18 protein-coding genes are annotated in these 22,861 nt (G+C 66.5%); 9 read left to right on the top strand and 9 right to left on the bottom strand.

Annotated elements, in window-relative coordinates; all coding sequences use genetic code 11:
• Positions 1 to 29: 29 nt before the first annotated feature.
• Positions 30 to 212 carry a hypothetical protein gene (locus tag B4A72_RS04740; RefSeq protein WP_292952634.1) on the top strand — a complete coding sequence of 61 codons (183 nt, stop codon included), beginning with the start codon at positions 30 to 32 and terminating at the stop codon, positions 210 to 212.
• Here the strand turns inward: B4A72_RS04740 and B4A72_RS04735 are convergent.
• Positions 209 to 1,810 (bottom strand): alpha-glucosidase, encoded by a 1,602-nt coding sequence (locus B4A72_RS04735; RefSeq protein WP_292978165.1) that lies wholly within the window; start codon positions 1,808 to 1,810, stop codon positions 209 to 211. The two genes, B4A72_RS04740 and B4A72_RS04735, sit on opposite strands and share 4 nt — an antisense overlap.
• 125 nt (positions 1,811 to 1,935) lie before the next feature.
• On the opposite strand from B4A72_RS04735, the gene glgB reads away from it, so the two are divergent.
• From glgB to B4A72_RS04705, 6 genes are all read left to right on the top strand, one after another.
• Positions 1,936 to 4,122 carry a 1,4-alpha-glucan branching protein GlgB gene (gene glgB, locus B4A72_RS04730; protein WP_292953879.1) on the top strand — a complete coding sequence of 729 codons (2,187 nt, stop codon included), beginning with the start codon at positions 1,936 to 1,938 and terminating at the stop codon, positions 4,120 to 4,122.
• Between the two features lie 24 nt (positions 4,123 to 4,146).
• On the top strand, positions 4,147 to 5,406 hold the full coding sequence (gene glgC, locus B4A72_RS04725; protein WP_292953882.1) for a glucose-1-phosphate adenylyltransferase: 1,260 nt from the start codon (positions 4,147 to 4,149) through the stop codon (positions 5,404 to 5,406).
• The gene (gene glgA / locus B4A72_RS04720; protein WP_292953885.1) at positions 5,403 to 6,830 is read left to right on the top strand and encodes a glycogen synthase GlgA; all 1,428 of its coding nucleotides are present in this window, start codon (positions 5,403 to 5,405) and stop codon (positions 6,828 to 6,830) included. The genes glgC and glgA overlap by 4 nt, the downstream gene beginning before the upstream one ends.
• Positions 6,827 to 8,923, top strand: coding sequence for a glycogen debranching protein GlgX (gene glgX, locus B4A72_RS04715; protein WP_292953888.1), 2,097 nt, complete (start codon positions 6,827 to 6,829; stop codon positions 8,921 to 8,923). Before glgA ends, glgX begins: the two co-directional genes overlap by 4 nt.
• A gap of 158 nt (positions 8,924 to 9,081) precedes the next feature.
• Positions 9,082 to 11,484 (top strand): glycogen/starch/alpha-glucan phosphorylase, encoded by a 2,403-nt coding sequence (locus tag B4A72_RS04710; RefSeq protein WP_292953891.1) that lies wholly within the window; start codon positions 9,082 to 9,084, stop codon positions 11,482 to 11,484.
• 192 nt (positions 11,485 to 11,676) lie between these two features.
• The gene (locus B4A72_RS04705; RefSeq protein WP_292978164.1) at positions 11,677 to 12,903 is read left to right on the top strand and encodes an alpha-hydroxy acid oxidase; all 1,227 of its coding nucleotides are present in this window, start codon (positions 11,677 to 11,679) and stop codon (positions 12,901 to 12,903) included.
• Between the two features lie 14 nt (positions 12,904 to 12,917).
• Here the strand turns inward: B4A72_RS04705 and B4A72_RS04700 are convergent, their stop codons facing one another.
• From B4A72_RS04700 to B4A72_RS04685, 4 genes are read right to left on the bottom strand one after another with little or no spacing between them, the layout of a single operon-like run.
• Positions 12,918 to 14,234 carry a TRAP transporter large permease gene (locus tag B4A72_RS04700; RefSeq protein WP_292953897.1) on the bottom strand — a complete coding sequence of 439 codons (1,317 nt, stop codon included), beginning with the start codon at positions 14,232 to 14,234 and terminating at the stop codon, positions 12,918 to 12,920.
• A complete protein-coding gene (locus tag B4A72_RS04695) occupies positions 14,234 to 14,779 on the bottom strand; it encodes a TRAP transporter small permease subunit (protein ID WP_292953900.1) in 546 nt (181 codons plus the stop codon). The genes B4A72_RS04700 and B4A72_RS04695 overlap by 1 nt, the downstream gene beginning before the upstream one ends.
• Before the next feature lie 56 nt (positions 14,780 to 14,835).
• Complete coding sequence (locus tag B4A72_RS04690; RefSeq protein ID WP_292953903.1) at positions 14,836 to 15,861, bottom strand: TRAP transporter substrate-binding protein; 1,026 nt, start codon at positions 15,859 to 15,861, stop codon at positions 14,836 to 14,838.
• A complete protein-coding gene (locus B4A72_RS04685; protein WP_292953906.1) occupies positions 15,858 to 16,385 on the bottom strand; it encodes a gluconokinase in 528 nt (175 codons plus the stop codon). Before B4A72_RS04685 ends, B4A72_RS04690 begins: the two co-directional genes overlap by 4 nt.
• A 98-nt stretch (positions 16,386 to 16,483) precedes the next feature.
• Here B4A72_RS04685 and B4A72_RS04680 point away from each other — a divergent pair, with 98 nt between their 5' ends.
• The gene (locus tag B4A72_RS04680; protein ID WP_292978163.1) at positions 16,484 to 17,506 is read left to right on the top strand and encodes a LacI family DNA-binding transcriptional regulator; all 1,023 of its coding nucleotides are present in this window, start codon (positions 16,484 to 16,486) and stop codon (positions 17,504 to 17,506) included.
• A gap of 52 nt (positions 17,507 to 17,558) precedes the next feature.
• Here the strand turns inward: B4A72_RS04680 and nagA are convergent, their stop codons facing one another.
• The 4 genes from nagA to B4A72_RS04660 are packed head-to-tail and all read right to left on the bottom strand — an operon-like array spanning position 17,559 to position 21,356.
• Positions 17,559 to 18,719: an N-acetylglucosamine-6-phosphate deacetylase gene (gene nagA, locus B4A72_RS04675; protein WP_292953911.1), complete on the bottom strand. Its 1,161-nt coding sequence runs from the start codon at positions 18,717 to 18,719 to the stop codon at positions 17,559 to 17,561.
• Positions 18,719 to 19,744 (bottom strand): SIS domain-containing protein, encoded by a 1,026-nt coding sequence (locus tag B4A72_RS04670; protein WP_292953914.1) that lies wholly within the window; start codon positions 19,742 to 19,744, stop codon positions 18,719 to 18,721. The genes nagA and B4A72_RS04670 overlap by 1 nt, the downstream gene beginning before the upstream one ends.
• The gene (locus tag B4A72_RS04665; RefSeq protein WP_292953917.1) at positions 19,741 to 20,520 is read right to left on the bottom strand and encodes a GntR family transcriptional regulator; all 780 of its coding nucleotides are present in this window, start codon (positions 20,518 to 20,520) and stop codon (positions 19,741 to 19,743) included. The genes B4A72_RS04670 and B4A72_RS04665 overlap by 4 nt, the downstream gene beginning before the upstream one ends.
• Positions 20,517 to 21,356, bottom strand: coding sequence for a BadF/BadG/BcrA/BcrD ATPase family protein (locus B4A72_RS04660; RefSeq protein WP_292953920.1), 840 nt, complete (start codon positions 21,354 to 21,356; stop codon positions 20,517 to 20,519). Before B4A72_RS04660 ends, B4A72_RS04665 begins: the two co-directional genes overlap by 4 nt.
• A gap of 206 nt (positions 21,357 to 21,562) precedes the next feature.
• Here B4A72_RS04660 and B4A72_RS04655 point away from each other — a divergent pair, with 206 nt between their 5' ends.
• A complete protein-coding gene (locus B4A72_RS04655; protein WP_292953923.1) occupies positions 21,563 to 22,822 on the top strand; it encodes an ABC transporter substrate-binding protein in 1,260 nt (419 codons plus the stop codon).
• The last annotated feature ends 39 nt before the right edge of the window (positions 22,823 to 22,861 follow it).

Raw genomic sequence — 22,861 nt, 5'->3', positions numbered from 1 at the left:
ATGAAACAGCGTCGGGCAAGGGGGTGATCATGCTGGTGGATCCGAATGCGCCGTTCTTCCGGCCGCTCTGGGTGCGTGTCCTCTGTGTCATTCTGCCGCTGATCTGGGCGGTGGTCGAGCTGCGGTCGGGCGCAGTGTTCTGGGCGATCCTGTTCGGCGCGGCGGGGTTGTATCTTGGGTTCGAATTGTTCCTGCGCCGCAAGGGCGATTAGCGGGATAACCCCGGGGCGCCCTCGATCCAGGCAAAACCGTTGGCGGGCAGCGACAGGATCCCCTCGCCCAGCATGGCCGAGGATGGACCGGTCAGGGCCGTGGCGTCGGTTTTCAGCCGAACCGGCCTTGCCGACAGGTTGAAGACACATGTCACGGCCTGTCCCTCGTGATCGCGGCGGAAGGCAAGGATCGGCTCGGCCAGCTCCAGAAACTCGGTCCTGCCCCATCGCAGCGCCGGCGTGGCCTTGCGAAACGCGATGATCGCGCGATAGGCGGCCAGCACGCTGTCATTGTCGGCCTGCTGGCCCGCGACTGCGCGCGCGGCCTGCGGTTCCTTGACCGGCAGCCAGGGGATCCCGGTCGAGAAGCCCGCATTGGCCTGCGTCCTGTCCCAGACCATCGGCGTGCGGCAGCCGTCGCGTCCCCTGACCTCGGGCCAGAAACGCAGCGCCGGGGGGTCGGTCAGTTCGGCATAGACCAGATCGGTTTCGGTCTGGCCCAGTTCCTCGCCCTGATAAAGGCTGATCGCGCCGGGAAACGACAGCAGCATCGCCGCCGATTGCCGGGCCAGCGCGTCGGGGTCGGTGGCATGGCCGGCCCAGCGGGTGACGTGGCGAACCACGTCATGGTTCGAGAAGGACCAGCAGGAATGACCGTCGGGGGCGCCTTTGCGGACGCCCTCGATCGTCTTGCGGAAATGCGCCGCGGTGAAGTCGGGGCTGAGCATCTCGAAGCTGTAGCACATGTGCAGCCGGTCGTTTCCGGCGGTGTATTCGGCCATGATGTCGATGGCGGTCTGGCCGCCATCGCCGACCTCGCCCACCATCATGCGGCCGTCATATTCGTCGGTCAGCGCCCGCATCCGTTTCAGGAAGGCGATGTTGTCGGGCCGGTTCTTGGAATAGATGTGGCGTTGATAGCCATAGGTTTCGGGCCCGTCATGGTCGGGATTGGGCGGGTTGTCGCGCAACCTGTCGTCGTGGAAATAATAGTTCACCGTATCCAGCCGAAATCCGTCCACGCCTCGTTCCAGCCAGAAACGCATCGTGTCCAGCAGCGCGTCCTGCACCGGCCTGTGGTGGAAATTCAGATCCGGCTGCTGGATCAGGAAATTGTGCAGGTAATACTGGCGCCGTCGCGGCTCCCATTCCCAGGCCGGGCCGCCGAAGACCGAGGGCCAGTTGCTGGGCGGCGTGCCGTCCGGGTTTGGTTCCGCCCAGACATACCAGTCGGCCCTGGGGTTCCCGCGGTCCTGGCGCGACTGCTCGAACCAGGGATGCTTGTCGCTGGTATGGCTGAGAACCTGGTCGATGATCACCTTCAGCCCCAGGTCATGAGCGCGGGCAACCAGCGCGTCGAAATCCGCGATCGTGCCGAACAGCGGGTCGATGCCGGTATAGTCGGACACGTCATAGCCCATGTCCTTCATCGGCGAGGTGAAGATCGGCGACAGCCAGATCGCGTCGGCGCCCAGATCGGCCACATGGCCCAGCCGCCGCGCGATCCCCTTCAGATCGCCGATCCCGTCGCCGTCGTCGTCCTGAAAGCTGCGCGGATAGATCTGGTAGATCACGGCGTCGCGCCACCATTCTTTCATTGGAAACCCCGGCCATGACCTGTGTGTTGGGGTCAAGTCATGCATGAGAGTAGCCGGAAGGCCAACCGGAGTTTAGCGTCAAGCCAGACATTGCCCGAATCTTCGCGGCGGTTAGAGTGGGGACCATGGGAAAGACCGACCAGCCTTGCCCGCTGAACAGGCACGATCTGGATCTGCTGAGCGCGGGTCGTCACGATCGACCCTTCGACATCCTCGGCCCGCACGCCCAGGGGCGGCAGAATCGGATCGTGGCGTTCATGCCCGATGTCTCCGCGCTAGGCGTCGTCACGCAGGCCGGCGGCGAGATCGCAATGGAACGTGTCGAGGGCGACGTGTTCGCGGCGGTGGTTCCCGCCGGCCCATACCGGCTGAAGGCCAGATCGGGCGGCGGCGTGGAATGGGAATTCGACGATCCGTATCGCTTCGGCCCGGTTCTGGGCGATGTGGACCGCTATCTGATCGGCGAGGGAACGCATCGTCAATTGTGGCAGGCCCTCGGCGCGCATGTGATGGCGCATGAGGGCGCGCAGGGCACGCATTTCGCGGTCTGGGCGCCCAATGCCCGGCGCGTCTCGGTCATCGGGCAGTTCAATCACTGGGACGGTCGCCGCCATCCGATGCGGCGGGTGGGCGACAGCGGCGTCTGGGAAATCTTTCTTCCGGGCATCGCCGAAGGCGCGCTTTACAAATACGAACTGGTCGGCGCCGATGGCGGCGTCCTGCAGAAGGCCGATCCGGTCGGCTTCGGCAGCCAGCATCCGCCCGAAAAGGCCAGCGTCGTGCGCGACATTTCCGGATATGGCTGGGGCGACGCGGCCTGGATGGCTGGCCGCGCCGAGGCCCAGGACCGGACCGCCCCGATCAGCGTCTACGAGGTGCATCTGGGATCCTGGCGGCGGCGGTGGGACGATCATGGCCGGCCCCTGTCCTACAAGGAGCTTGCCCGCGATCTGATTGCCTATGTCAGCGATATGGGTTTCACCCATCTGGAACTGCTGCCGATCAGCGAATTCCCCTTCGACGGCTCATGGGGCTATCAGCCGGTGGGGCTTTATGCGCCGACGATCCGGTTCGGGCCGCCGCATGAATTCCGCGATCTGGTCGAGGCCGCGCACGAGGCCGGGATCGGCGTGTTGCTGGACTGGGTGCCGGGCCATTTCCCCACCGACGGGCACGGGCTGGCCCGCTTCGACGGCACGCCGCTTTACGAACATGCCGACCCGCGCGAAGGGTTCCATCAGGACTGGAACACGCTGATCTTCAATTACGGCCGAACCGAGGTCCGGAACTACCTGATCGCCAACGCCCTGTATTGGCTGAAGGAATATCATCTCGACGGGCTGCGCGTGGATGCGGTGGCCTCGATGCTGTATCGCGATTATTCACGCAAGGCCGGCGAATGGGTGCCCAACAGGCATGGCGGGCGGGAAAACCTGGAGGCCATCGCCTTCATCCAGGCCATGAACGTCGTCACCTATGGCGAGGTGCCCGGCATCATGAACGTGGCCGAGGAAAGCACGTCTTTCCCCAAGGTCTCGGCCCCGGTCGATGCGGGGGGGCTGGGCTTCGGCTTCAAGTGGAACATGGGCTGGATGAACGACACGCTGCGCTACATGCAGCAGGATCCGGTCCATCGCAAATATCACCACGATCAGATGACCTTCGGCCTGATGTATGCGTTTTCCGAGAATTTCGTCCTGCCGATCAGCCATGACGAGGTGGTCCATGGCAAGGGCAGCATGTTGCGCAAGATGCCCGGCGACGAATGGCAGCAATTCGCCAACCTGCGCGCCTATTACGGCTTCATGTGGGGTCATCCGGGCAAGAAGCTGTTGTTCATGGGCTGCGAATGGGGTCAGCCCGAGGAATGGAACCACAATGGCGAACTGAACTGGCACGCCGCCGGGCAGCCGCTGCACAAGGGTGTGCAATCGCTGGTCCGCGATCTGAACCGGCTTTATCGCGAAACGCCTGCGCTGCATGTCAAGGATTGCGATGCCGAGGGGTTTCAGTGGATCGCCACCGACCCGGCGCAATCGACCTATGCCTGGGTCCGGCGCGGCGGGGATGGCGACAGGCCGGTCGTGGTCCTGTGCAACTTTACCCCGGTCCCGCGCGATGGGTTCAGGATCGGCGTCCCGCAGAAGGGCCGCTGGCGCGAGGCGATCAACACCGACGCCGAAATCTACGGCGGCAGCGGCACCGGCAATCTGGGCGGGATCCAGGCGGACGGTCCGCCGCAGGACGGCCAGCCGGCTTCGGCCGAGGTCGTCCTGCCGCCGCTGTCGGTGGTCATTCTCGTGGCCGAGTGAGTTTTCAGGAGGGGAGTTTCGAAGATGGCAGAGACGAAAAGACTGAACCGCCGCGCGATGGCCTTCGTGCTGGCCGGGGGGCGTGGAAGCCGGCTTAAGGAACTGACCGACCGGCGCGTGAAGCCCGCCGTCTATTTCGGCGGCAAGACCCGGATCATCGATTTCGCGCTGTCGAACGCGATGAATTCCGGCATTCGCAAGATCGCCGTGGCCACGCAATACAAGGCCCACAGCCTGATCCGCCACGTCCAGCGCGGCTGGAACTTCTTTCGCGCCGAACGCAACGAATTCATGGACATCCTGCCCGCCAGCCAGCGCCTGTCCGAGGAACATTGGTATCGCGGCACCGCCGATGCGGTCACGCAGAACATCGACATCGTGGACAGTTATGATGTCGACTACATCGTCATCCTGGCCGGCGATCACATCTACAAGATGGATTACGAGGTCATGCTGCGCGAACATGTCGAAAGCGGTGCGGACGTCACCATCGGCTGCCTGACCGTTCCGCGGATGGAGGCCACGGCCTTCGGCGTGATGGCGGTGGACACGGCCGGGCGCATCACCTCGTTTCTCGAAAAGCCCGCCGACCCGCCGGGCACGCCCGACGATCCCGACAAGGCGCTGGCCTCGATGGGGATTTACGTCTTCAGATGGGATTTCCTGCGCGACCTGCTGACAAAGGATGCCGAGGATCCGGATTCCAGCCATGATTTCGGCAATGATCTGATCCCCGACATCGTGAAGAACGGCAAGGCGATGGCGCATCGGTTCGACGATTCCTGTGTGCGCGCGCCGGGCGCGCCGGCCTACTGGAAGGATGTGGGCACCGTCGACGCCTTCTGGCAGGCCAATATCGACCTGACGAATTTCACCCCCGAGCTGAACCTCTGGGACACCGAATGGCCGATCTGGACCTATTCCGAAAGCGTGCCGCCCGCCAAGTTCATCCATGACGAAAAGGATCGGCGCGGGATCGCGGTGTCGTCGATGGTATCGGGCGGATGCGTCATCTCGGGCACCGAGATCCGCAATTCGCTGCTGTTCACCCAGGTCCATACCAATTCCTATGCCTCGCTGGATCACGTCGTGGCGCTGCCCTATGTGACCGTCCATCGCCGCGCGCGGCTGACCAAGGCGGTGGTGGATGCCGGCGTGGTCATCCCCGAGGGCCTTGTCGTGGGCGAGGATTCGCGCGAGGACGCGAAATGGTTTCGCGTCAGCGAGGGCGGCGTCACGCTGATCACGCAGGACATGCTGGACAGGCGGGCGGCCTCTCTTTGATGCGGGTGCTGTCGGTCGCCTCGGAATGCGCGCCGCTGGTCAAGACCGGCGGGCTGGCGGATGTGGCGGGCGCGCTGCCCGCCGCGCTGGCCGCCCGGGACGTGCGGATGCGGACGCTGCTGCCGGGTTATCCGGCGGTGATCGGGGCGCTGAAGGATGGCGCGGCCGTCCAGACCTTCGACGACCTTTTCGGCGGCCCCGCCACGCTGCTGGCCGGTCGCGCTGCGGGGCTGGATCTGCTGGTCATCGACGCGCCCCATCTTTATGCGCGGCCGGGCAATCCCTATCTGGGCCCGGACGGGCGCGACTGGCCCGACAATCCCGAACGCTTTGCCGCGCTGTCGTGGGTTGGCGCGCGGATCGCGGCCGATGGCGCGGCGGAATGGCGGCCGCAGATCGTCCATGGCCACGACTGGCAGGCCGGGTTCGTGACCGAATATCTGCGGCAGATGCCGGCTTCGGACGTGCGCAGCGTGCTGACCATCCACAACATCGCCTTCACCGGCAATGCCGATCCCGGCCGGCTTCACGCGCTGCGGCTGGATCCGGCGCGGTTTCACAGCGATGGCTATGAATATTGGGGGATGATTTCGGCGCTGAAGGCCGGGCTGGTCGGGGCGGATGCGCTGACGACCGTATCACCCACCTATGCCCAGGAATTGATGACCCCGGAATTCGGCATGGGACTGGACGGCGTGATGCGCCACCGGCGCGCGGCACTGACCGGTATCCTGAACGGCATCGACGAATCGGCCTGGGATCCGGCCACCGATCCCGCGATCACCAATTACAGGCGTCCGCGTGGCAAGGCCGCCAACAAGGCCGCCCTGCGGGCCGAGTTCGGCCTGCCCGATGCCGATGGCCCGCTTTGCGTCATCATCTCGCGCATGACCCAGCAGAAGGGGCTGGATCTGCTGCTGGAGGCGCTGCCTGCGCTGATAGACGAGGGCGGGCAACTGGCGGTGCTGGGTTCGGGCGATCCGCAGCTTGAAAACGCCTTCCGCGCGGCCGCCCTGGCCGATCACATCGCCGTCCGCATCGGCTATGACGAGGCACTGTCCCACCGGATGATCGCGGGGGGCGATGCGATCCTGGTCCCGTCGCGCTTCGAGCCTTGCGGCCTGACCCAGCTTTACGGGCTGCGCTACGGCACCGTGCCACTGGTCGCGCTGACCGGCGGGCTGGCCGATACCGTCATCAACGCCTCGCCCGCCGCACTGGCACGTGGTGTGGCAACAGGCATCCAGTTCAGCCCGGTCGATGCCGCAACGCTGCGGAACGCGCTGTCGCGCCTGTGCACCCTTTACAAGACCCCGCAAACATGGTCCCGAATCCAGGCGAATGCGATGGCGCAACCTGTCGGCTGGGATCAATCCGCGCAGGCCTATGCCGACCTCTATGCCGGGCTGACGACGACCAGATGAAAAATCCGATTGCGATGAAGGCCGGCCGCCCGACGCCGCTGGGGGCCACGTTCGACGGCGCGGGCGTGAATTTCGCCCTGTTCTCGCAGCATGGCGCGCGCGTGACATTGTGCCTGTTCGACGAGCGCAACCGCGAGACCGGGCGGATCGACCTGCCCGAACGCGATGGCCATGTCTGGCACGGCTATGTGGCCGGGCTGCGGCCGGGGCAACGCTATGGCTTTCGTGTCCATGGCCCCTATGACCCGCATCAGGGCCACCGGTTCAATCCCAACAAGCTGCTGATCGACCCCTATGCCAAGCGCCTGACCGGCAGCCCGCGCAATCATGACGCGCTGTTCGGCTATCGCGCCGGCCACGCCGACGAGGATCTCAGCTTCGATCGCCGCGACAGCGCCCAGTACATGCCCAAATGCGTCGTCGTCGATCCCAGCTTTTCGTGGGGCAAGGACCGTCCGCTGCGGACGCCCTGGACCGAGACCGTGATCTACGAGGCGCATGTGAAGGGTCTGACCGCCGGACGCAAGGACATTCCGGCCCGCGGGACGTTCCTGGCCATGGCCTCGGATCCGATTCTCGATCACCTGAACGCGCTTGGCGTCACCGCGATCGAATTGCTGCCGGTCCACGCCTTTGCCGATGACCGTTTCCTGACCGACAAGGGGCTGACGAATTACTGGGGCTACATGTCCTATGGCTTCTTCGCGCCCGAGCCGCGCTACATGTCGGGCGGCGACATCGCCGAATTTCAGCAGATGGTCGCGCGGTTCCACAAGGCCGGCATCGAGGTGATCCTGGACGTGGTCTACAACCACACCGCCGAGGGCAACCGGATGGGGCCGACCTTGTCCTTTCGCGGGCTCGACAACGCCTCTTACTACCGGCTGGGCGAGGATCGGCGCTATTACGTCAACGATGCTGGCACCGGAAACGTGCTGGATCTGGACAATCCCTTCGTGCTGCGACTGGTGATGGATTCGCTGCGCTACTGGGTCGAGACGATGCATGTCGACGGATTCCGTTTCGATCTGTGTTCGGTTCTGGGGCGCACGCAGGGCGTCTTCGACCGCGACGGACCATTCTTTCGCGCGGTGCGTCAGGATCCGGTGCTGAATCGCGTCAAGCTGATCGCCGAGCCCTGGGATATCGGGCCCGGCGGCTATCAACTGGGCGCCTATCCCGAGCCCTTCGCGGAATGGAACGACCGGTTTCGCGACCAGGTGCGCGGCTTCTGGCGCGGCGATGCGGGTCTGGTGGGAAAGCTGGCCAAGCGCGTGGCCGGATCAGCCGCGCGGTTCGACCATGACGGCCGGCCCGCAACCTCGACCGTCAACTTCGTCGCCGCCCATGACGGCTTCACGCTGATGGATACGGTCAGCTACGAGCACAAGCACAACGAAGCCAATGGCGAGGAAAACCGCGACGGCCACGACCACAACCTGTCGGGCAATTGCGGGGTCGAGGGGCCCTCGGATGATCCCGCCGTGGCCGAATGCCGCGCAAGGCGGCGGCGCAACCTGATGGCGACGCTGCTTTTGTCGCAGGGCACACCGATGATCCTGGCGGGCGACGAGCTGGGAAATTCGCAGGGCGGAAACAACAACGCCTATTGCCAGGACAACGAGATCGGCTGGGTGGACTGGTCCCGATCGGACCCGGATTTTCTGGATTTCTGCCGCCGCGCCATCGCCTTCCGCAAGGCCCAGCCGATCCTGCGGCAGCGGCGCTTCCTGCACAGCCAGCCGCGCGAACAGGACGGCCTGCCCGACCTGTTCTGGCACCGCGCCGACGGCCAGCCGATGACCAGTGAAGACTGGGCCGACCCTGAATTGCGCCTGCTGGCGGCCGAGATGCGGATGGCCTCGGGGACACCGGATTACGCGGCCTTGCCGGGGGCGGTCTTCGTGGTCTTCAATGCCGGTCCCCAGACAAGTGTGCGCCTGCCCGACACCAATGGCGACGGGCCCTGGCGGCGGCGGCTGGACAGCGCCCGCGACGACGAGCCGGACGAACAGGCCGGCGGCGTGGAAACCATCGCCGAAAACAGTGTCGCGGCCTTCGTTCTGGCGCCGCCCCGGACCGCGGCGGGCTGATCATGGCTGGCCTGCGGCGGGTCGCGCGCTCTTTTCAAGGCCATCGAAAGCTGGCAACACGTTCTCGCGGTCCGGTTGCGGGAATCGCCGCCTGACCCGATCGCCCGCCGCTGCCGCAACCGCGCGGCACGCGGACCCGTGATCCGCGCCTACCCAGGATGAGGCCCGACGTGACCCAGCTTCCCTCTGCGCAAGACCTTCGTGACCGGATCCTGCATCACCTGACCCATACCCAGGGCCGGGGCGAGGAGTTCGCCTCGACCTTCGACTGGCGCCTTGCCGTCAGCTATACCATCCGCGACCTGATCGTGACGCCGTGGATGGCGGCGCTGCGCGGGGCGCGCGACCAGGGCGCCAAGCGGGTCTATTACCTGTCGATGGAATTCCTGATCGGCCGGATCCTGGGCGATGCGATCGTCAATCTGGGTCTCGACCAGCGGATGGACGAGGCACTGACGATGCTGAACCTCGACAAGCAGGAAATCCTTGACGACGAACCCGACGCGGCCCTTGGCAATGGCGGTCTGGGACGGCTTGCGGCCTGTTTCATGGAATCGCTGTCCTCGCTGTCGGTGCCGGCTTTCGGCTATGGCATCCGCTACGAACACGGCCTGTTCCGCCAGCGGTTCGAGGCGGGGCAACAGGTCGAGACGCCCGAGGATTGGCTGAACCAGCCCCATCCGTGGGAATTCGTGCGCCTCGATTACAGCTTCACGATCGGCTTCAAGGGCCATGTCGAGGATCTGGATGGCCGCGCGGTCTGGCATCCGGGCGAAAGCGTGATCGCGCGGGCCTATGACATGCCGGTGGTCGGCTGGCAGGGCGGCTGGGCCAACACGCTGCGGCTGTGGGGGGCGCATCCGACCACGCTGCTGGACCTGCGCCGCTTCAACGCCGGCGATCACACCGCGGCGGCCGAACCCGAGGCCCTGGCCCGCACGATCAGCCGCGTGCTCTATCCCGATGACGGCACGGAATCGGGCAAGGAATTGAGGCTGAAACAGGAATATTTCCTGACCTCGGCCGCGCTTCAGGACATCCTGCGCCGCTTTCTGGCCGAACATGACGATCTGTCGCAACTGCCCGACAAGGTGGCGATCCAGCTGAACGATACCCATCCCGCCATTGCCGGACCGGAACTGATGCGGCTGCTGATGGACGATCACGGGATGGATTTCACCACCGCCCGCGATCTGGCGCGCGGGGTGCTGAACTATACCAACCACACCCTGCTGCCCGAGGCGCTGGAACGCTGGTCCACCTGGCTGATGGGCCGGGTCCTGCCGCGTCACATGCAGATCATCCAGATGATCGACGACGATCACCGCACATCCAGCGGCCGGCCCGACCGGGTGGCCATCGTCGATCACGACGAGGTGCGGATGGGCGAACTGGCCTTCATCATGGCCGGCAAGGTGAACGGCGTCTCGGCCCTGCATACCGACCTGGTCAAGGACACTGTCTTCGCCGATCTGAACAAGCTGCATCCGGGGCGGATCGTGAACCAGACGAACGGCGTCACCCCCCGCCGCTGGCTGCGCATGGCCAACCCGGCCCTGGCGCGGCTGCTGGACGACACGATCGGCGAGGGCTGGACCGGCGATCTGGACCAGCTGGCCGGGCTGGAACCCCATGCCGGCGATCCGGCTGTCCTGGAACGCCTGCGCAAGGCCAAGCGCGCCAACAAGGTCTGGCTGGCCCAAGGGCTGCTGGCCGATCTGGGCGTGAAGGCCGACGCGGACGCGATCTTCGACGTGCAGATCAAGCGGATGCACGAATACAAGCGGCAATTGCTGAACATCCTGGAAGCGATCGCGCTGTGGCGGCGCATCCATGACAACCCCAACGGCGACTGGACGCCGCGCGTCAAGATCTTCGGCGGCAAGGCCGCTCCGGGCTATTGGCTGGCCAAGACGATCATTCACCTGATCAACGACGTGGCCTCCACGATCAATGACGACCCGGTCACGCGCGATCTGTTGCAGATCGCCTATCCGCCGAATTACAACGTCTCGATGGCCGAGGACCTGATCCCAGCCGCCGACCTGTCCGAACAGATCTCGACCGCGGGCAAGGAGGCCTCGGGGACCGGCAACATGAAATTCACCATGAACGGGGCGCTGACCATCGGCACGCTGGACGGTGCGAATGTCGAGATCCGCGAAAAGGTCGGGGCCGAGAATTTCTTCCTGTTCGGCCTGACCGCCGAGGAAGCGGCGGCCGAGGTCGCTCGCCCCGGCCATGCCCGCCGCGCCATCGAGGCCAGCGAGGATCTGAAAGCTGCCCTGCAGTTGGTGGCCGAGGGCCGGTTCTCGGGCGGGCGGGCGGATTCCTATTTCGCGCTGCTGGACCGGACCTGGAACGACGATCCCTTCCTCGTGGCATCCGATTTCGAGGAATATTTCGCGGCGCAGCGCCGGGTGGACGCGGCCTATCGCGACCAGGCGGAATGGGATCGCATGGCCTGTCTGAACATCGCCCGGTCGGGCTTTTTCTCGTCAGACCGGACCATCCGTGGCTACATGGCCGATATCTGGAACGTGAAACCGGTCACGATGTGAACCGGCGCAACGGGGGCGGCGCCCTGCCGTTCCGACAGTGTGCCGGCGCCGGCGCCGGGGCGCTGCCGGACGCGGATTGGGCGCAGGCGCACGCCTGGCTGAACCGCAAGGCTTGCCGTTCGCAAGGATCATGGCTCTGGTCACAGAGGCGCGGGGTCTGGTAAGCGGGGCCGGTGGATCGGCGGGGGTGGCATGGCGGATCAGGATACGGGTTCGGTCGCGATCGTGCGGCGCAAGGCGGCGACCGCGCCGCGCCACCTGCGGCAGGTTCTGTCGCTGCATGATTTCGAACCGCTGGCAAGGCGTCGCCTGCCGCGCTCGGTCTTCGGCTATGTCAGCGGCGGGGTCGAGGCCGAGGTGACGCTGCGCGCGAACCGCGCCGCCTTCGACCGGATCGCCCTGCAGCCGCGCATCCTGCGCGACGTGTCGGTCCGGTCGCAGCGGCTGGCCCTGTTCGGTCAGGATCATGCCGTGCCCTTTGCCGTCGCGCCGATGGGATTCAGTTCGCTGGCCGCCTATGATGGCGACGTGGCCCTGGCCAGGGCGGCGCGGCAGGCGGGCAGCTTCGCGATCTGTTCGGCCGCCACGCTGACGCCGCTGGAACGGGTCGCGACCGAGGGCGGCAGCGGCTGGTTTCAGTGCTACATTCCCGGCGACCGGGCCCGGATCGAGGGATTGCTGGCCCGCGTCGCGCAGGCCGGCTTTCACACCCTGGTCGTGACCGGCGACGTTCCCGTCGCGGCAAACCGCGAAAACAATGCCCGAAACGGATTCGACGCGCCGTTTCGCATCACGCCGCAACTGATCTGGCAGGGCCTGACCCATCCGCGCTGGACCATCGGCACGCTGGGCCGCGAGATGACCGCGCGCGGAATGCCGCATTTCGAGAACATGGAGGCGGTGCAGGGTCCGCCGCTGTTCTCGCGCGATCTGGTCCGTTCGACCATCGCGCGGGACCGGCTGAATTGGGACGACCTGCGCTTTATCCGCGACCGCTGGCAGGGGCGCCTGCTGGTCAAGGGCGTGCTGCATCCGGCCGATGCGCAGACGGCCGCCGAGGCCGGGTGCGACGGCATCATCGTGTCGAACCATGGCGGACGTCAGCTTGACGGCTCTGTCGCGACGCTGGAGGTGTTGCCCGCGATCCGCGCGGCGGTGCCCGACATGGCGGTGATCTTCGACAGTGGCATAAGGCGCGGCACCGACGTGCTGAAGGCGTTGATGCTGGGCGCCGATTTCACGCTGGTCGGGCGGCCGTTCCTGTATGCGGCGGCGAGCCACGGGGTCGAGGGCGTGCACCACGCGATGCGGCTGCTGGCCGATGAGGTCGATCGCGACATGGCGCTGCTGGGCGTGTGCAGCATCGCCGAGTTGCGCGATCAGATGCCGCTGCTGCTGCCGGCGGACTGGCGCGGCTGAGAACCGGCCCCGGCTTAGTACATGGCGATGCCGGGGAACAGGATCAGCATCGCCACGGCCAGCACCTGCAACAGGATGAAGGGCATCAGGCTGCGAAAGATCTCGCCCAGCGATATGTCGGGCGGGACGACCGATTTCAGGTAGAAGGCGGCCGGCCCGAAGGGCGGCGACAGGAAGCTGACCTGCATGTTCATCGCGAACAGCACCCCGAACCAGACCGGATCGAAGCCCAGCGTCTTGATGATCGGCACGAAGATCGGCATCGTCAGCAGCGCGATCCCCACCCAGTCCAGGAACATGCCCAGCACGAACAGGATCGCCATCATGAACAGGATGATGATCGTCGGGTTCTCGCTGATGCCGGTGATCAGTTCGGACACGAACTTGATCCCGCCCATCAGGTTGAAGACGCCAACCAGGGCCGAGGCGCCGATACCGATCCAGACGATCATGCCCACGGTCTGCAACGTCTGCATGGCGGCGCCACGCAGCAGCGACCAGGTGAATTCGCCGCGCAGCATCGTGGACAGCATGACCCCGGCGACGCCGACCGCGCTGGCCTCGGTGACCGAGGCGATGCCGCCATAGATCGAGCCCAGCACCATGATCACCACCACGATGGGCAGGAACAGCCCCTTCAGAAGCCGCAGCTTTTCGGCCAGCGGGACAGGTTCGCGGACCGGATCGGGAACGGCGCCCGGCGTCAGGTAGGCGCGGGCCAGCACATAGGACACATAGAACAGCGCCAGCATGAAGCCGGGGATGAAAGCCGCGGTGAACAATTCCCCGATCGAAACATTCGCGGTCAGCCCGTAGATGATCAGCACGATCGAGGGCGGAACCATGGTGCCCAGGCTGCCGCCGGCGCAGACCACGCCGATGGCCAGGCGGCGGTCATAGCCCTGTCGCAGCATCTGGGGCAGGGCGATCAGGCCCAGAAGCACGATCTCGCCGCCGATGATGCCGGACATGGCGGCCAGGATGACGGCCACGAAGATCGTCTGCACCGCGACGCCGCCCCGGATACGGCCCCCGATCAGGCGCATCGCGTCGAACAGATCGCGCGCGATGCCGCTGCGGTCCAGGATCGCGGCCATCAGCACGAACATCGGCACCGACACGAAGACGAAGCTGGAGACGAAGGAATAGACCCGGCTGGTGATCAGCGGCACGACGTTCGGGCCGAACCAGCCAAGCGCGAAGATCAGCGTGACCAGCAGCGTCACGAAGGCCAGCGGAATACCCGTCACCAGAAGCGCCAGCAGCATCACGAACAGCAGGCCCGTCCCGGCCTCGATGCCCATCGATTGCAGCGAACCGAAAATCTCCATCAGCGGCGCGCCCTTGCGTAATTCACGGCGAGGATCACGAATTGCACGGCCATCACGGCCAGCGCGATCATCAGCAGGATCTTCAGGATGCCCGGATAGGGCGGGTTCCACGCGCTGCCCGAGGTTTCCAGGCGAAAGCTGCCATCTGGCCGCCATGCCGCGCGCTTGACCATCTGCCAGGCCGCCCATGCAAAGGCACCCGCCGACAGCGCGCAGACGGTCGAGATGACGATGTCGAACAGCCGCCGGATGCGCGGCGGCAGGATGTCGTAGATTAGAACGACGCGGATATGGCGGTCGCGAGAGGCGCAGAGGATGCCGCCGAAGACGAAGGCCGTGGCGCAGAGGAACACCGTCGTCTCATGTGCCCAGATGGTCGGCGAATTGAAGACATAGCGCAGGATCACCTCCTGGATCAGGATCAGCATCGAGGCGACCAGACCAAGCGCGGGCAGGATCGCCACGCGGTCGATCCAGCGGCCGAAGGCGCCTGCTTCGGGAATCGCGTGATGGTCCTCTCGGACGATCTCTTCCGGCTCGGTCATCTTCGCCCTCCGCTGCTGCGGGACCGGGCGACGCATGGCCGCCCGCTCCCTGGCGCTTATTGCTGAACCAGACCCTTCTCGTTCAGATAGGCGGTCAGCGTGTCATAGACCTTCTGCGCGGCGGGCGATTGCGAGGCCACCTTTTCCCACTCGCCCATCGCGATCTTGCGGAACTTGGCGCGTTCTTCGTCGGACCAGTCGTGAATCATGATCTTCCCGCCTTCCTTGGCGGCGGCGACGGCCTTTTCGTCCGCCTCGGCCAGCGCCTTGATCTGGCGCTGCGCAAAATCCGCGACAGATTGCGTCATCACCTGCTGAAGATCCTCGGGCAGTTCGTCCCACTTGGCCTTGTTCATCGAAATTTCGACCAGGGGCAGCGAATGGAAGCCCGGATAGACCGGATGCGGCGCCACGTCGTTCAGCCCCTGCGCCTGATTGGTCGAAAAGACCGAATAATCGGCGGCGTCGATCACATTCTTGTCCAGCGAGGTAAAGACCTCGGAGCCCGGCAGGTTCACCGGGGCCGCCCCGGCCGCGGCAAAGACCTCTTGCACCAGCCCTTCGGGCGCGCGCATCTTCAGGCCCTTCAGGTCGTCCACGCCGTCCAGCGGCTTGGCGCTGACAAAGGCTTCAAGGCCGGGCGTGGTGGCGCCGATGAATTGCAGGCCATAGGGGTTTTCGATCTCGTTCAGCAACTCCTTGCCGCCGCCATTGGCGACGAAATCCAGCATCTGCTGCGGATCGGACCATGCGCCGACCGGGTTGCCCATCAGCCCGAAGGCCGGGTCCTTGCCGGCGAAATAGCTGAGGTCGGTGACGTGGCCGTCGATGATCCCGGTCGCGATGGCGTCCTGGGTTTCGTTATAGGCGACGATCGAATCGACCGGCAGCAGGTCGATCGCGATCCTGCCATCCGATTTCTGGGCCACATCCTCGACCCAGGTCTTCTGCAACTCGAAATTCGGGTTGCCGGCCGGGTCCGAGGACTGGAACTTGAATTCGTATTCGGCGGCAAGGGCGGGCGCGGCCAGGGCCATGACGGCGGTGGCGGCCAGAAGCGTCCGGCGGGTCAGGTTGGTCATTCTTTCTCTCCTCCTGTGGCAGTCGTCACGGCCGCCAGCGCGGCGACCGCGATTTCGGTGATCCGGTCGGGCGGATTGGCCACGTCGATCCAGATCGCGTTTTCGGTCGTGGTATCAGGTGGCTGCAAGGCGGCCAACTGGCTGTCGATCAGGCTTGCCGGCATGTAATGGTCGCGCCGCGCCTGCATCCGGGCGGCGATGATGTCGCGGTCGCCGTGCAGGAACACGATGTCCAGCGGTCCGGTCCTTGCCCGCAGCCGGTCGCGATGCGCACGCCCAAGGGCCGAACAGGCCAGCACGGCCCGCTTCTGCGCCGCAACCACGGCGTCTCCCAGCCGGTCCAGCCAGCCCCATCGCATCTCGTCGGTCAGCGGCAGTCCGGCCCGCATCCGCGCGACGCTGGCGGAATCGTGGTAGCTGTCGGCCTCGATGAACCGGCCGTCCAGGGATTCGGCGATGGCCGCGGCAATGGTGGATTTGCCCACGCCGCAGATGCCCATGACCAGAACCGGACGCTGTTGCATGACCGATGCCCTCCCCTCTTCGCGGCCATCGTGCATGACAGCGCTGTCATCCGTCAAGACGCTTTTCTTCGCCACGGAACCGCGTAATCTGCCAAATGATGGAGAAATCGCGAAAAACGACCCTTTCGGAAGTGGCGATGGCGGCGAATGTCAGCCCTATCACCGTCTCGCGCGCATTGCGCAGTCCCGAAAAGGTCTCGGCCGAGGCGAGAGAGCGAATCACGCGCGCCATCGCCGATCTGGGCTATGTTCCGGACCCGGCCGCCCGCGCGCTGGCCTCGGGACGGACCGATGTGGTGGGGGTGCTCATCCCCTCGGTGTCCAACAACGTGTTTTCCGATGTTCTGCATGGCATCTATGACGGAATCGCGGACAGCACGCTGTCGGTGCAGCTGGGCACGACCGGCTATTCGCCGCTGGCGGAAGAACGGCTGATCCGGGTCTTTCTGTCGCAGCGGCCCTCGGGGCTGATCGTTGCCGGGCACGAGCAATCGCCCGCCGCGCGGCGGCTGCTGGCCGAGGCCAATTGCCCGGTCGTGCAGATCATGGAGATCGGACCCCAGCCCATCGACCTGGCCGTGGGCCTTTCGCATTTCGACGGCGCGCGCGCTGCCACGGCGCATCTGCTGGATCGCGGTTACCGCGCGCCGGCCTTTCTGGGCGCGCAGATGGATCCGCGCAGCCAGCGTCGGCTGGCGGGGTTCCGCGAGGGTATTCGCCTGGCCGGTCGGGACGGGCCGGACCGCGTGGTGACGACGCCCGAACCGTCTTCGGTCAGCCTCGGCTGTCGGCTTCTGGCCGATTTGCTGGCCCGCCACCCCGAGGCTGACGCGGTTCTTTGCAACAATGACGATCTTGCCCTTGGCGTGCTGTTCGAGGCGATGCGGCGCAATTTGCCGGTTCCCGACAGGCTGGGCATCTGCGGTTTCAACGATCTGGAGATGATGGCTGCCGCCCAGCCGCCGCTGAGTTCGATCGCCACCGACCGGCATGGCATGGGCCGCATGGCGGTGCACCTGATCCGCCAGCGCCATGGCGGCACCGGCCCGGCCCGCGGTCACGCCCTGGATTTGGGTTTTGCCTTGCGCGCACGGGAAAGCACCGCGGGGCGCCGCGGCTGACCGCGCCGCGGCGGATCGCCGGCGCGGGCGCTTGGTCAGTCGCGGCCTTTTTCTAGATCGCGGTCCTTCCGGACGCCGGGCGGGGGTTGTGGAAATCGCCGTCGCGCCAGATCGCGCGAAGGGCCAGCGCCGCGTCAAGCCGGACCAGATCGGCGGCGCGCCCGGCGGCGATGCGGCCCAGCCTGTCGCCCGCGCGGATCAGATCGGCGGGGATCGAGGTGGCCATGGCCAGCGCGCGTTCGGGCGCCGCGCCCGCCTGTCCGACCAGCGTCGCGATGGCGCGGTCCATGCTGAGATCGGCGCCGGCCAGGGTGCCGTCTTCCAGCGTCAGCCGGCCGTCCCGGCGCAGGATCCGCCGTCCGCCCAGCCGCATTTCGGCAGCGTCGGTGCCCGCGAAGGCCATGCAGTCGGTGACCAGGAACAGACCCTCGGCGCGCGCGGCCAGCGCCACCCGCATCGCGGCGGGGTGGACATGGATGCCATCGGCGATCAGACCGGCATGGGCATCGCCCGCCAGCACCGCCCCGACCAGGCCGGGGCTTCGGTGGCCAAGCTGGCTCATCGCGTTGAAAAGATGCGTGGCGCACGCCGCGCCCGCGGCAAAGGCGGCACCGGCCGCGTCAAGATCGCAATCGCTGTGGCCAAGGCTGACGATGGCTCCGGCGCCCGAAAGCGCCGCAACCTGTTGCGGGCTGACGCTTTCGGGCGCCAGCGTGACCATCAGCGCGGGCAGGGCGCGCGCAGCCCCGCACAACCGCGCCAGATCGTCGTCCTGCATCGGCCGGATCAGCGCGGCGTCATGGGCGCCCTTGCGGCGCGGGTCCAGATGCGGACCTTCCAGATGCAGACCCAGAAAGCCGGGAACCCCGGCGCGCGCGGCCTCGATCCCGGCGGCGATGACGGCGGCGGTGGCCTCGGGGCGGTCGGTTATCAGCGTCGGCAGGATACCCGCGCAGCCCAGGTCGCGGTGGCTGGCGCAGATCGCGCGCAGGGCGGCAAGATCCGTGCCGCCATCCACCATCAGTCCGCCCCCGCCATTGACCTGAAGATCGACGAATCCGGGCGCGAGGATGCCGCCGATGCGATGGGTGACCGCGCCGGCCTTGGCCTCGGGCAGGATCGCGGCAATGCGGCCGTCCTCGATCACCAGCGCCCGGCCGTCCAGAAACCCTGCGCCGTCGAAGATGCGAGCGCCCGCGATGACCTGCCGCATCAGACCGTCTCCGTCACCTTGCGCAGGTGCGGGGGCTGGTCGGGATCGAAGCCGCGCCGCCATGCCAGCGCCTCGATGAAGGCATAGAAACTGGCGATCAGCGCCAGCGGCGCGATCAGCGGGTGAAGGCCGGGTTCCGAGGGCAGGCGCACAGCGCCCGCCACATCGGCGCCGGTCAGAAAGACCTCGGCCCCCTGCGCGGTCAGCCGTTCGGCGGTGGCGGCCAGCCGCGGCAGGGCGGCATCCTCGATCCCCAGGGCGAGGATCGGAAACGGCGGCTGGACGATGGCAGCGGGTCCGTGCAGCACCTCGGCTGCGCTGTAGCCTTCGGCGTGGATGCCCGCGACCTCCTTGAACTTCAGCGCGGCCTCGTTGGCGATGGCGATGGCCGGGCCGCGGCCCAGAACGAAGCACCGGCTGGCCCCGGTCAGCCGGTCGACCAGTGGCGACCAGTCCAGCGCCACCGCCCGCGCCAGAGCCTGGGGCGATGCCGCGATGGCGTCTTGCAGGGCGCGGTCCCGCTGCCATTCCGCCAAGAGCGACAGGCCCGCCAGCACCGAATTGACGAAGGTCTTGGTGGCGGCGACGCTTTTTTCCTCGCCCGCTGCCAGCGGCAGGCAATGGGCCGATGCGGCGGCCATCGGGCTGTCAGCGTGATTGGTGATCGCGATCGACAGCGCGCCGCCCGCCGTGGCCGTCTGCACCATCTCGACGATGTCGGGGCTGCGGCCCGATTGCGAGATGCCGATACAGGCGCCGCGGGGCAGGCGCAGCGGCCGGCCATAGATCGAGGCGATCGAGGGTCCGACAGAGGCCACGGGTATCCCCGCCACCAGCTCGACCGCGTATTTCAGATAGGTCGCCGCGTGATCCGACGATCCGCGCGCGATGGTCGCGATCACCGCCGGATCGCGGGCGCGCAAGACATCGGCGGCGGCGACCACGGCCTCGTGCGATTGCGCCAGAAAGCGGGCGGCCGCATCGGGGATTTCGGCCACTTCGCGGGCCATGTTGCTTTGGCTCATCTGCTGGTCCTCTCGGCTCTGTCGCTATCGGGATGCATCTTCAGCTCCACCGCGAAATCATAGGCGTCGCCGCGATAGAGCGAGCGGGTGAATTCGACCACCGCGCCCGAGGCCAGATAGGCCACGCGTTCGATCCGCAGGCCGGCGACGCCGGGGGCGACGCCCAGCAGGTCGGCGTCGCGGCGGCCGAGATTGGCGGCCGAGATGCGCTGGACCGCGCGCAGCGGGCGCTGCCCGCGCGATTCCAGCAAGGCGTAAAGCGAGGTCTGGACCGATTCGGGGTCGGGCAGGATCGTGGCCGGCAACGAGGCCATTTCCACCGCCAGCGGCACGCCGTCCGAAACCCGCACCCGTTCCAGCCGCGCGACGCGGTCGCCCGTGGCAAGGCCAAGCGCCATCACCTCTTCGGGGCTGGGCGAATGCAGCCCGCGCGCCAGCCAGCGGCTGTCGATCTGCCGGCCGCGCCGGGCCATGTCCTCGGTGAACGAGGTCAGCAGCGACAGCGCCTGTTCCAGCCGTTCGACGCGGGGCGCGACGATGGTGCCCGATCCGCGCCGCTGGATCAGTTGGCCCGAGCCGACCAGCGCCTCGATCCCCTTGCGGATGGTGACGCGCGAGAGGCCGGTCATCGCCGCCATCTCGCGTTCGGGCGGCAGGCTGTCGCCGGGTTGCAGGCGGCCCGAGGCGATGGCCTCGGCGATGCGCCGGTGCAGTTGCAGATAGCGCGGGCCGGCCGCGCCGTCATCGAACTGGCCGGGCTGGAAAAGATCGCTCATGCCGCGCCCGCCATCTGCCGCGCCATCAGCACCGCGCCGTCAAGACTGTTGCCGATGGCTGCCTTGACCGGCCAGGGGTCGCCGAGGCGCGCGGCGTAATGCGGCCCCAGCCCGCCCAGGAAGACGACGGGCAGGCTGTCGCCGGCTTGCAGGGTGGTCAGGATTTCGCGGATCCGGGCGATGGCCGCGCCGAAGATGCGGCTGGCGGCGGGGTCGTCGGATGTGACGATGCGCGGCGCCAGCGCACCGAAATCGGCTGGACGCGCGGTGTTGCCGAAGGCGATGATGCCCTCGATGCCGCCGAACTGGTCCAGCATGTCGCGCAGCAGCGGCGTCATCGGCAGCAAGCCGTCGGCGGCGCGCATCGCATCGGCCAGCAGGCAGCGGCCCAGCACCGCGCCGCTGCCCTCGTCGCCCATCAGAAAGCCGCGGCCGCCGACCTGCCGGATGGTGCCGCCGCGCTGGATCGCGAAAACCGATCCGGTGCCAAGCGCGGCAAGGATGCCGTCCTGCGATCCAAGGGCGCCGCGCGCGGCGGTGATGCCGTCGTTGACGATCTGCATCCGGGCGAAGGGCAGAAGGCCCGCCAGTCGGTCACCCGCCGTCCGCATCGCGCCGCCCGCCAGGCCCAGGGCCGCGATCAGGTCCGAGGCCCGCGCGCCGCTGCCCTCCAGCGCCTGGGCCGTGGCTGACAGGATGTTGGCCGCCGCGCCCTGAACATCGGTATTGATATTGGCAGGCCCGCCGGTTCCACGCCCGATAACGGTGCCGTCCGCATCGGCCAGCGCCGCGCGGCAGCCGGTTCCACCGCCATCGATTCCCAGAAACAGCGCCATTCGGGCCTCCTCGCTGCGCAGAATACCAAAGCAATACCAAATGAAAAGACGAAACTGAATCGGGCTGTTTCCGCCCATTTCAAAGCCGGATTGATTCAGGGGGTTTACAATTGGTATTGCTTTGGCATCATGCAACACCAGAAGCCGGATTCGACCGGACATGCCGCGTCGCGACCGCACGCGGCCTTCAACCAGGGAGATTTTTCATGACGAGAATGCTTCGCCTCGGGCTGCTGACCAGCGCCCTGCTGGCCGGCGCCGCCTCGGCGCAGGACGCGACGCTGACCATCGAAAGCTGGCGCAACGACGACCTGCAGATCTGGCAGGACACCATCATTCCGGCCTTCGAGGAGGCCAATCCGGGCATCAAGGTCAATTTTGCGCCGAGCGCGCCGGCGGAATACAACGCGGTGCTGAATTCCAAGCTGGATGCGGGTTCGGCCGGCGATCTGATCACCTGCCGCCCCTTCGACGCCTCGCTGGAATTGTTCAAGAAGGGGCAGTTGGCGGATCTGAGCGATCTGGCCTCGATGGCGAATTTCTCGGACGTGGCGAAATCGGCCTGGCAGACGGATGACGGCGCCTCGACCTTCTGCGTGCCGATGGCCTCGGTCATTCACGGTTTCATCTACAACAAGACCGCTTTCGAGGAACTGGACCTGACGCCGCCGGAGACGGTGGATGAATTCTATGCCGTTCTGGACAAGATCAAGGAAGACGGCAGCTATATCCCGATGGCGATGGGCACCGCCGATCAGTGGGAAGCCGCGACCATGGGCTATCAGAATATCGGTCCCAGCTACTGGAAGGGCGAAGAGGGCCGCAAGGCGCTGATCGAGGGCGGCCAGAAGCTGACCGACGAGGGCTGGGTCGAGCCGTTCCGGCAATTGGCCAGGTGGAAGGATTATCTGGGCGACGGGTTCGAGGCGCAGACCTATCCCGACAGCCAGAACCTGTTCACGCTGGGCCGCGCCGCGATCTATCCTGCGGGAAGCTGGGAGATCGGCGTCTTCACCCCGCAAATCGGAGGCGCGTTCGAGATGGGGGCCTTTCCGCCGCCGGTGCCGGCCGCGGGCGATGGCTGTTATATCAGCGATCACACCGACATCGCCATGGGCATGAACACCAAGACCAGGTATCCCGAGGCGGCCAAAACCTTTCTCGAATGGGTCGGTTCGCCTGAATTCGCCACGCTCTATGCCAATGCGCTGCCGGGCTTCTTCTCGCTGAATGCGACGCCGGTCGAGATGCAGGATCCGCTGGCCCGGGAATTCGTCGGCTGGCGCGAGAATTGCCAATCCACGATCCGGTCGACCTATCAGATCCTGTCTCGCGGCACGCCGAACCTGGAAAACGAGACCTGGAACGCCAGCGCCAACGTCATCAACGGGACCGAAACGCCCGAAGATGCGGCGGCACGGCTGCAGGAGGGGCTGGCCTCGTGGTACGAGCCGCAGCAGAAATGATCCGCTGCCGGTCGTGACGACCCGCCAATGGCCGGGGGG

This window comes from Paracoccus sp. UBA5162, from assembly GCF_002413585.1.
GTDB lineage: Bacteria > Pseudomonadota > Alphaproteobacteria > Rhodobacterales > Rhodobacteraceae > Paracoccus.
This window is presented reverse-complemented; position numbering and strand designations above follow the sequence as displayed.

Coding starts and splice junctions, on each gene's coding strand:
- B4A72_RS04740 (WP_292952634.1), top strand. CDS start 30: ATGCTGGTGGATCCGAATGCGCCGTTCTTCCGGCCGCTCTGGGTGCGT.
- B4A72_RS04735 (WP_292978165.1), bottom strand. CDS start 1,810: ATGAAAGAATGGTGGCGCGACGCCGTGATCTACCAGATCTATCCGCGC.
- glgB (WP_292953879.1), top strand. CDS start 1,936: ATGGGAAAGACCGACCAGCCTTGCCCGCTGAACAGGCACGATCTGGAT.
- glgC (WP_292953882.1), top strand. CDS start 4,147: ATGGCAGAGACGAAAAGACTGAACCGCCGCGCGATGGCCTTCGTGCTG.
- glgX (WP_292953888.1), top strand. CDS start 6,827: ATGAAAAATCCGATTGCGATGAAGGCCGGCCGCCCGACGCCGCTGGGG.
- B4A72_RS04710 (WP_292953891.1), top strand. CDS start 9,082: ATGAGGCCCGACGTGACCCAGCTTCCCTCTGCGCAAGACCTTCGTGAC.
- B4A72_RS04705 (WP_292978164.1), top strand. CDS start 11,677: ATGGCGGATCAGGATACGGGTTCGGTCGCGATCGTGCGGCGCAAGGCG.
- B4A72_RS04700 (WP_292953897.1), bottom strand. CDS start 14,234: ATGGAGATTTTCGGTTCGCTGCAATCGATGGGCATCGAGGCCGGGACG.
- B4A72_RS04695 (WP_292953900.1), bottom strand. CDS start 14,779: ATGACCGAGCCGGAAGAGATCGTCCGAGAGGACCATCACGCGATTCCC.
- B4A72_RS04690 (WP_292953903.1), bottom strand. CDS start 15,861: ATGACCAACCTGACCCGCCGGACGCTTCTGGCCGCCACCGCCGTCATG.
- B4A72_RS04685 (WP_292953906.1), bottom strand. CDS start 16,385: ATGCAACAGCGTCCGGTTCTGGTCATGGGCATCTGCGGCGTGGGCAAA.
- B4A72_RS04680 (WP_292978163.1), top strand. CDS start 16,484: ATGGAGAAATCGCGAAAAACGACCCTTTCGGAAGTGGCGATGGCGGCG.
- nagA (WP_292953911.1), bottom strand. CDS start 18,719: ATGCGGCAGGTCATCGCGGGCGCTCGCATCTTCGACGGCGCAGGGTTT.
- B4A72_RS04670 (WP_292953914.1), bottom strand. CDS start 19,744: ATGAGCCAAAGCAACATGGCCCGCGAAGTGGCCGAAATCCCCGATGCG.
- B4A72_RS04665 (WP_292953917.1), bottom strand. CDS start 20,520: ATGAGCGATCTTTTCCAGCCCGGCCAGTTCGATGACGGCGCGGCCGGC.
- B4A72_RS04660 (WP_292953920.1), bottom strand. CDS start 21,356: ATGGCGCTGTTTCTGGGAATCGATGGCGGTGGAACCGGCTGCCGCGCG.
- B4A72_RS04655 (WP_292953923.1), top strand. CDS start 21,563: ATGACGAGAATGCTTCGCCTCGGGCTGCTGACCAGCGCCCTGCTGGCC.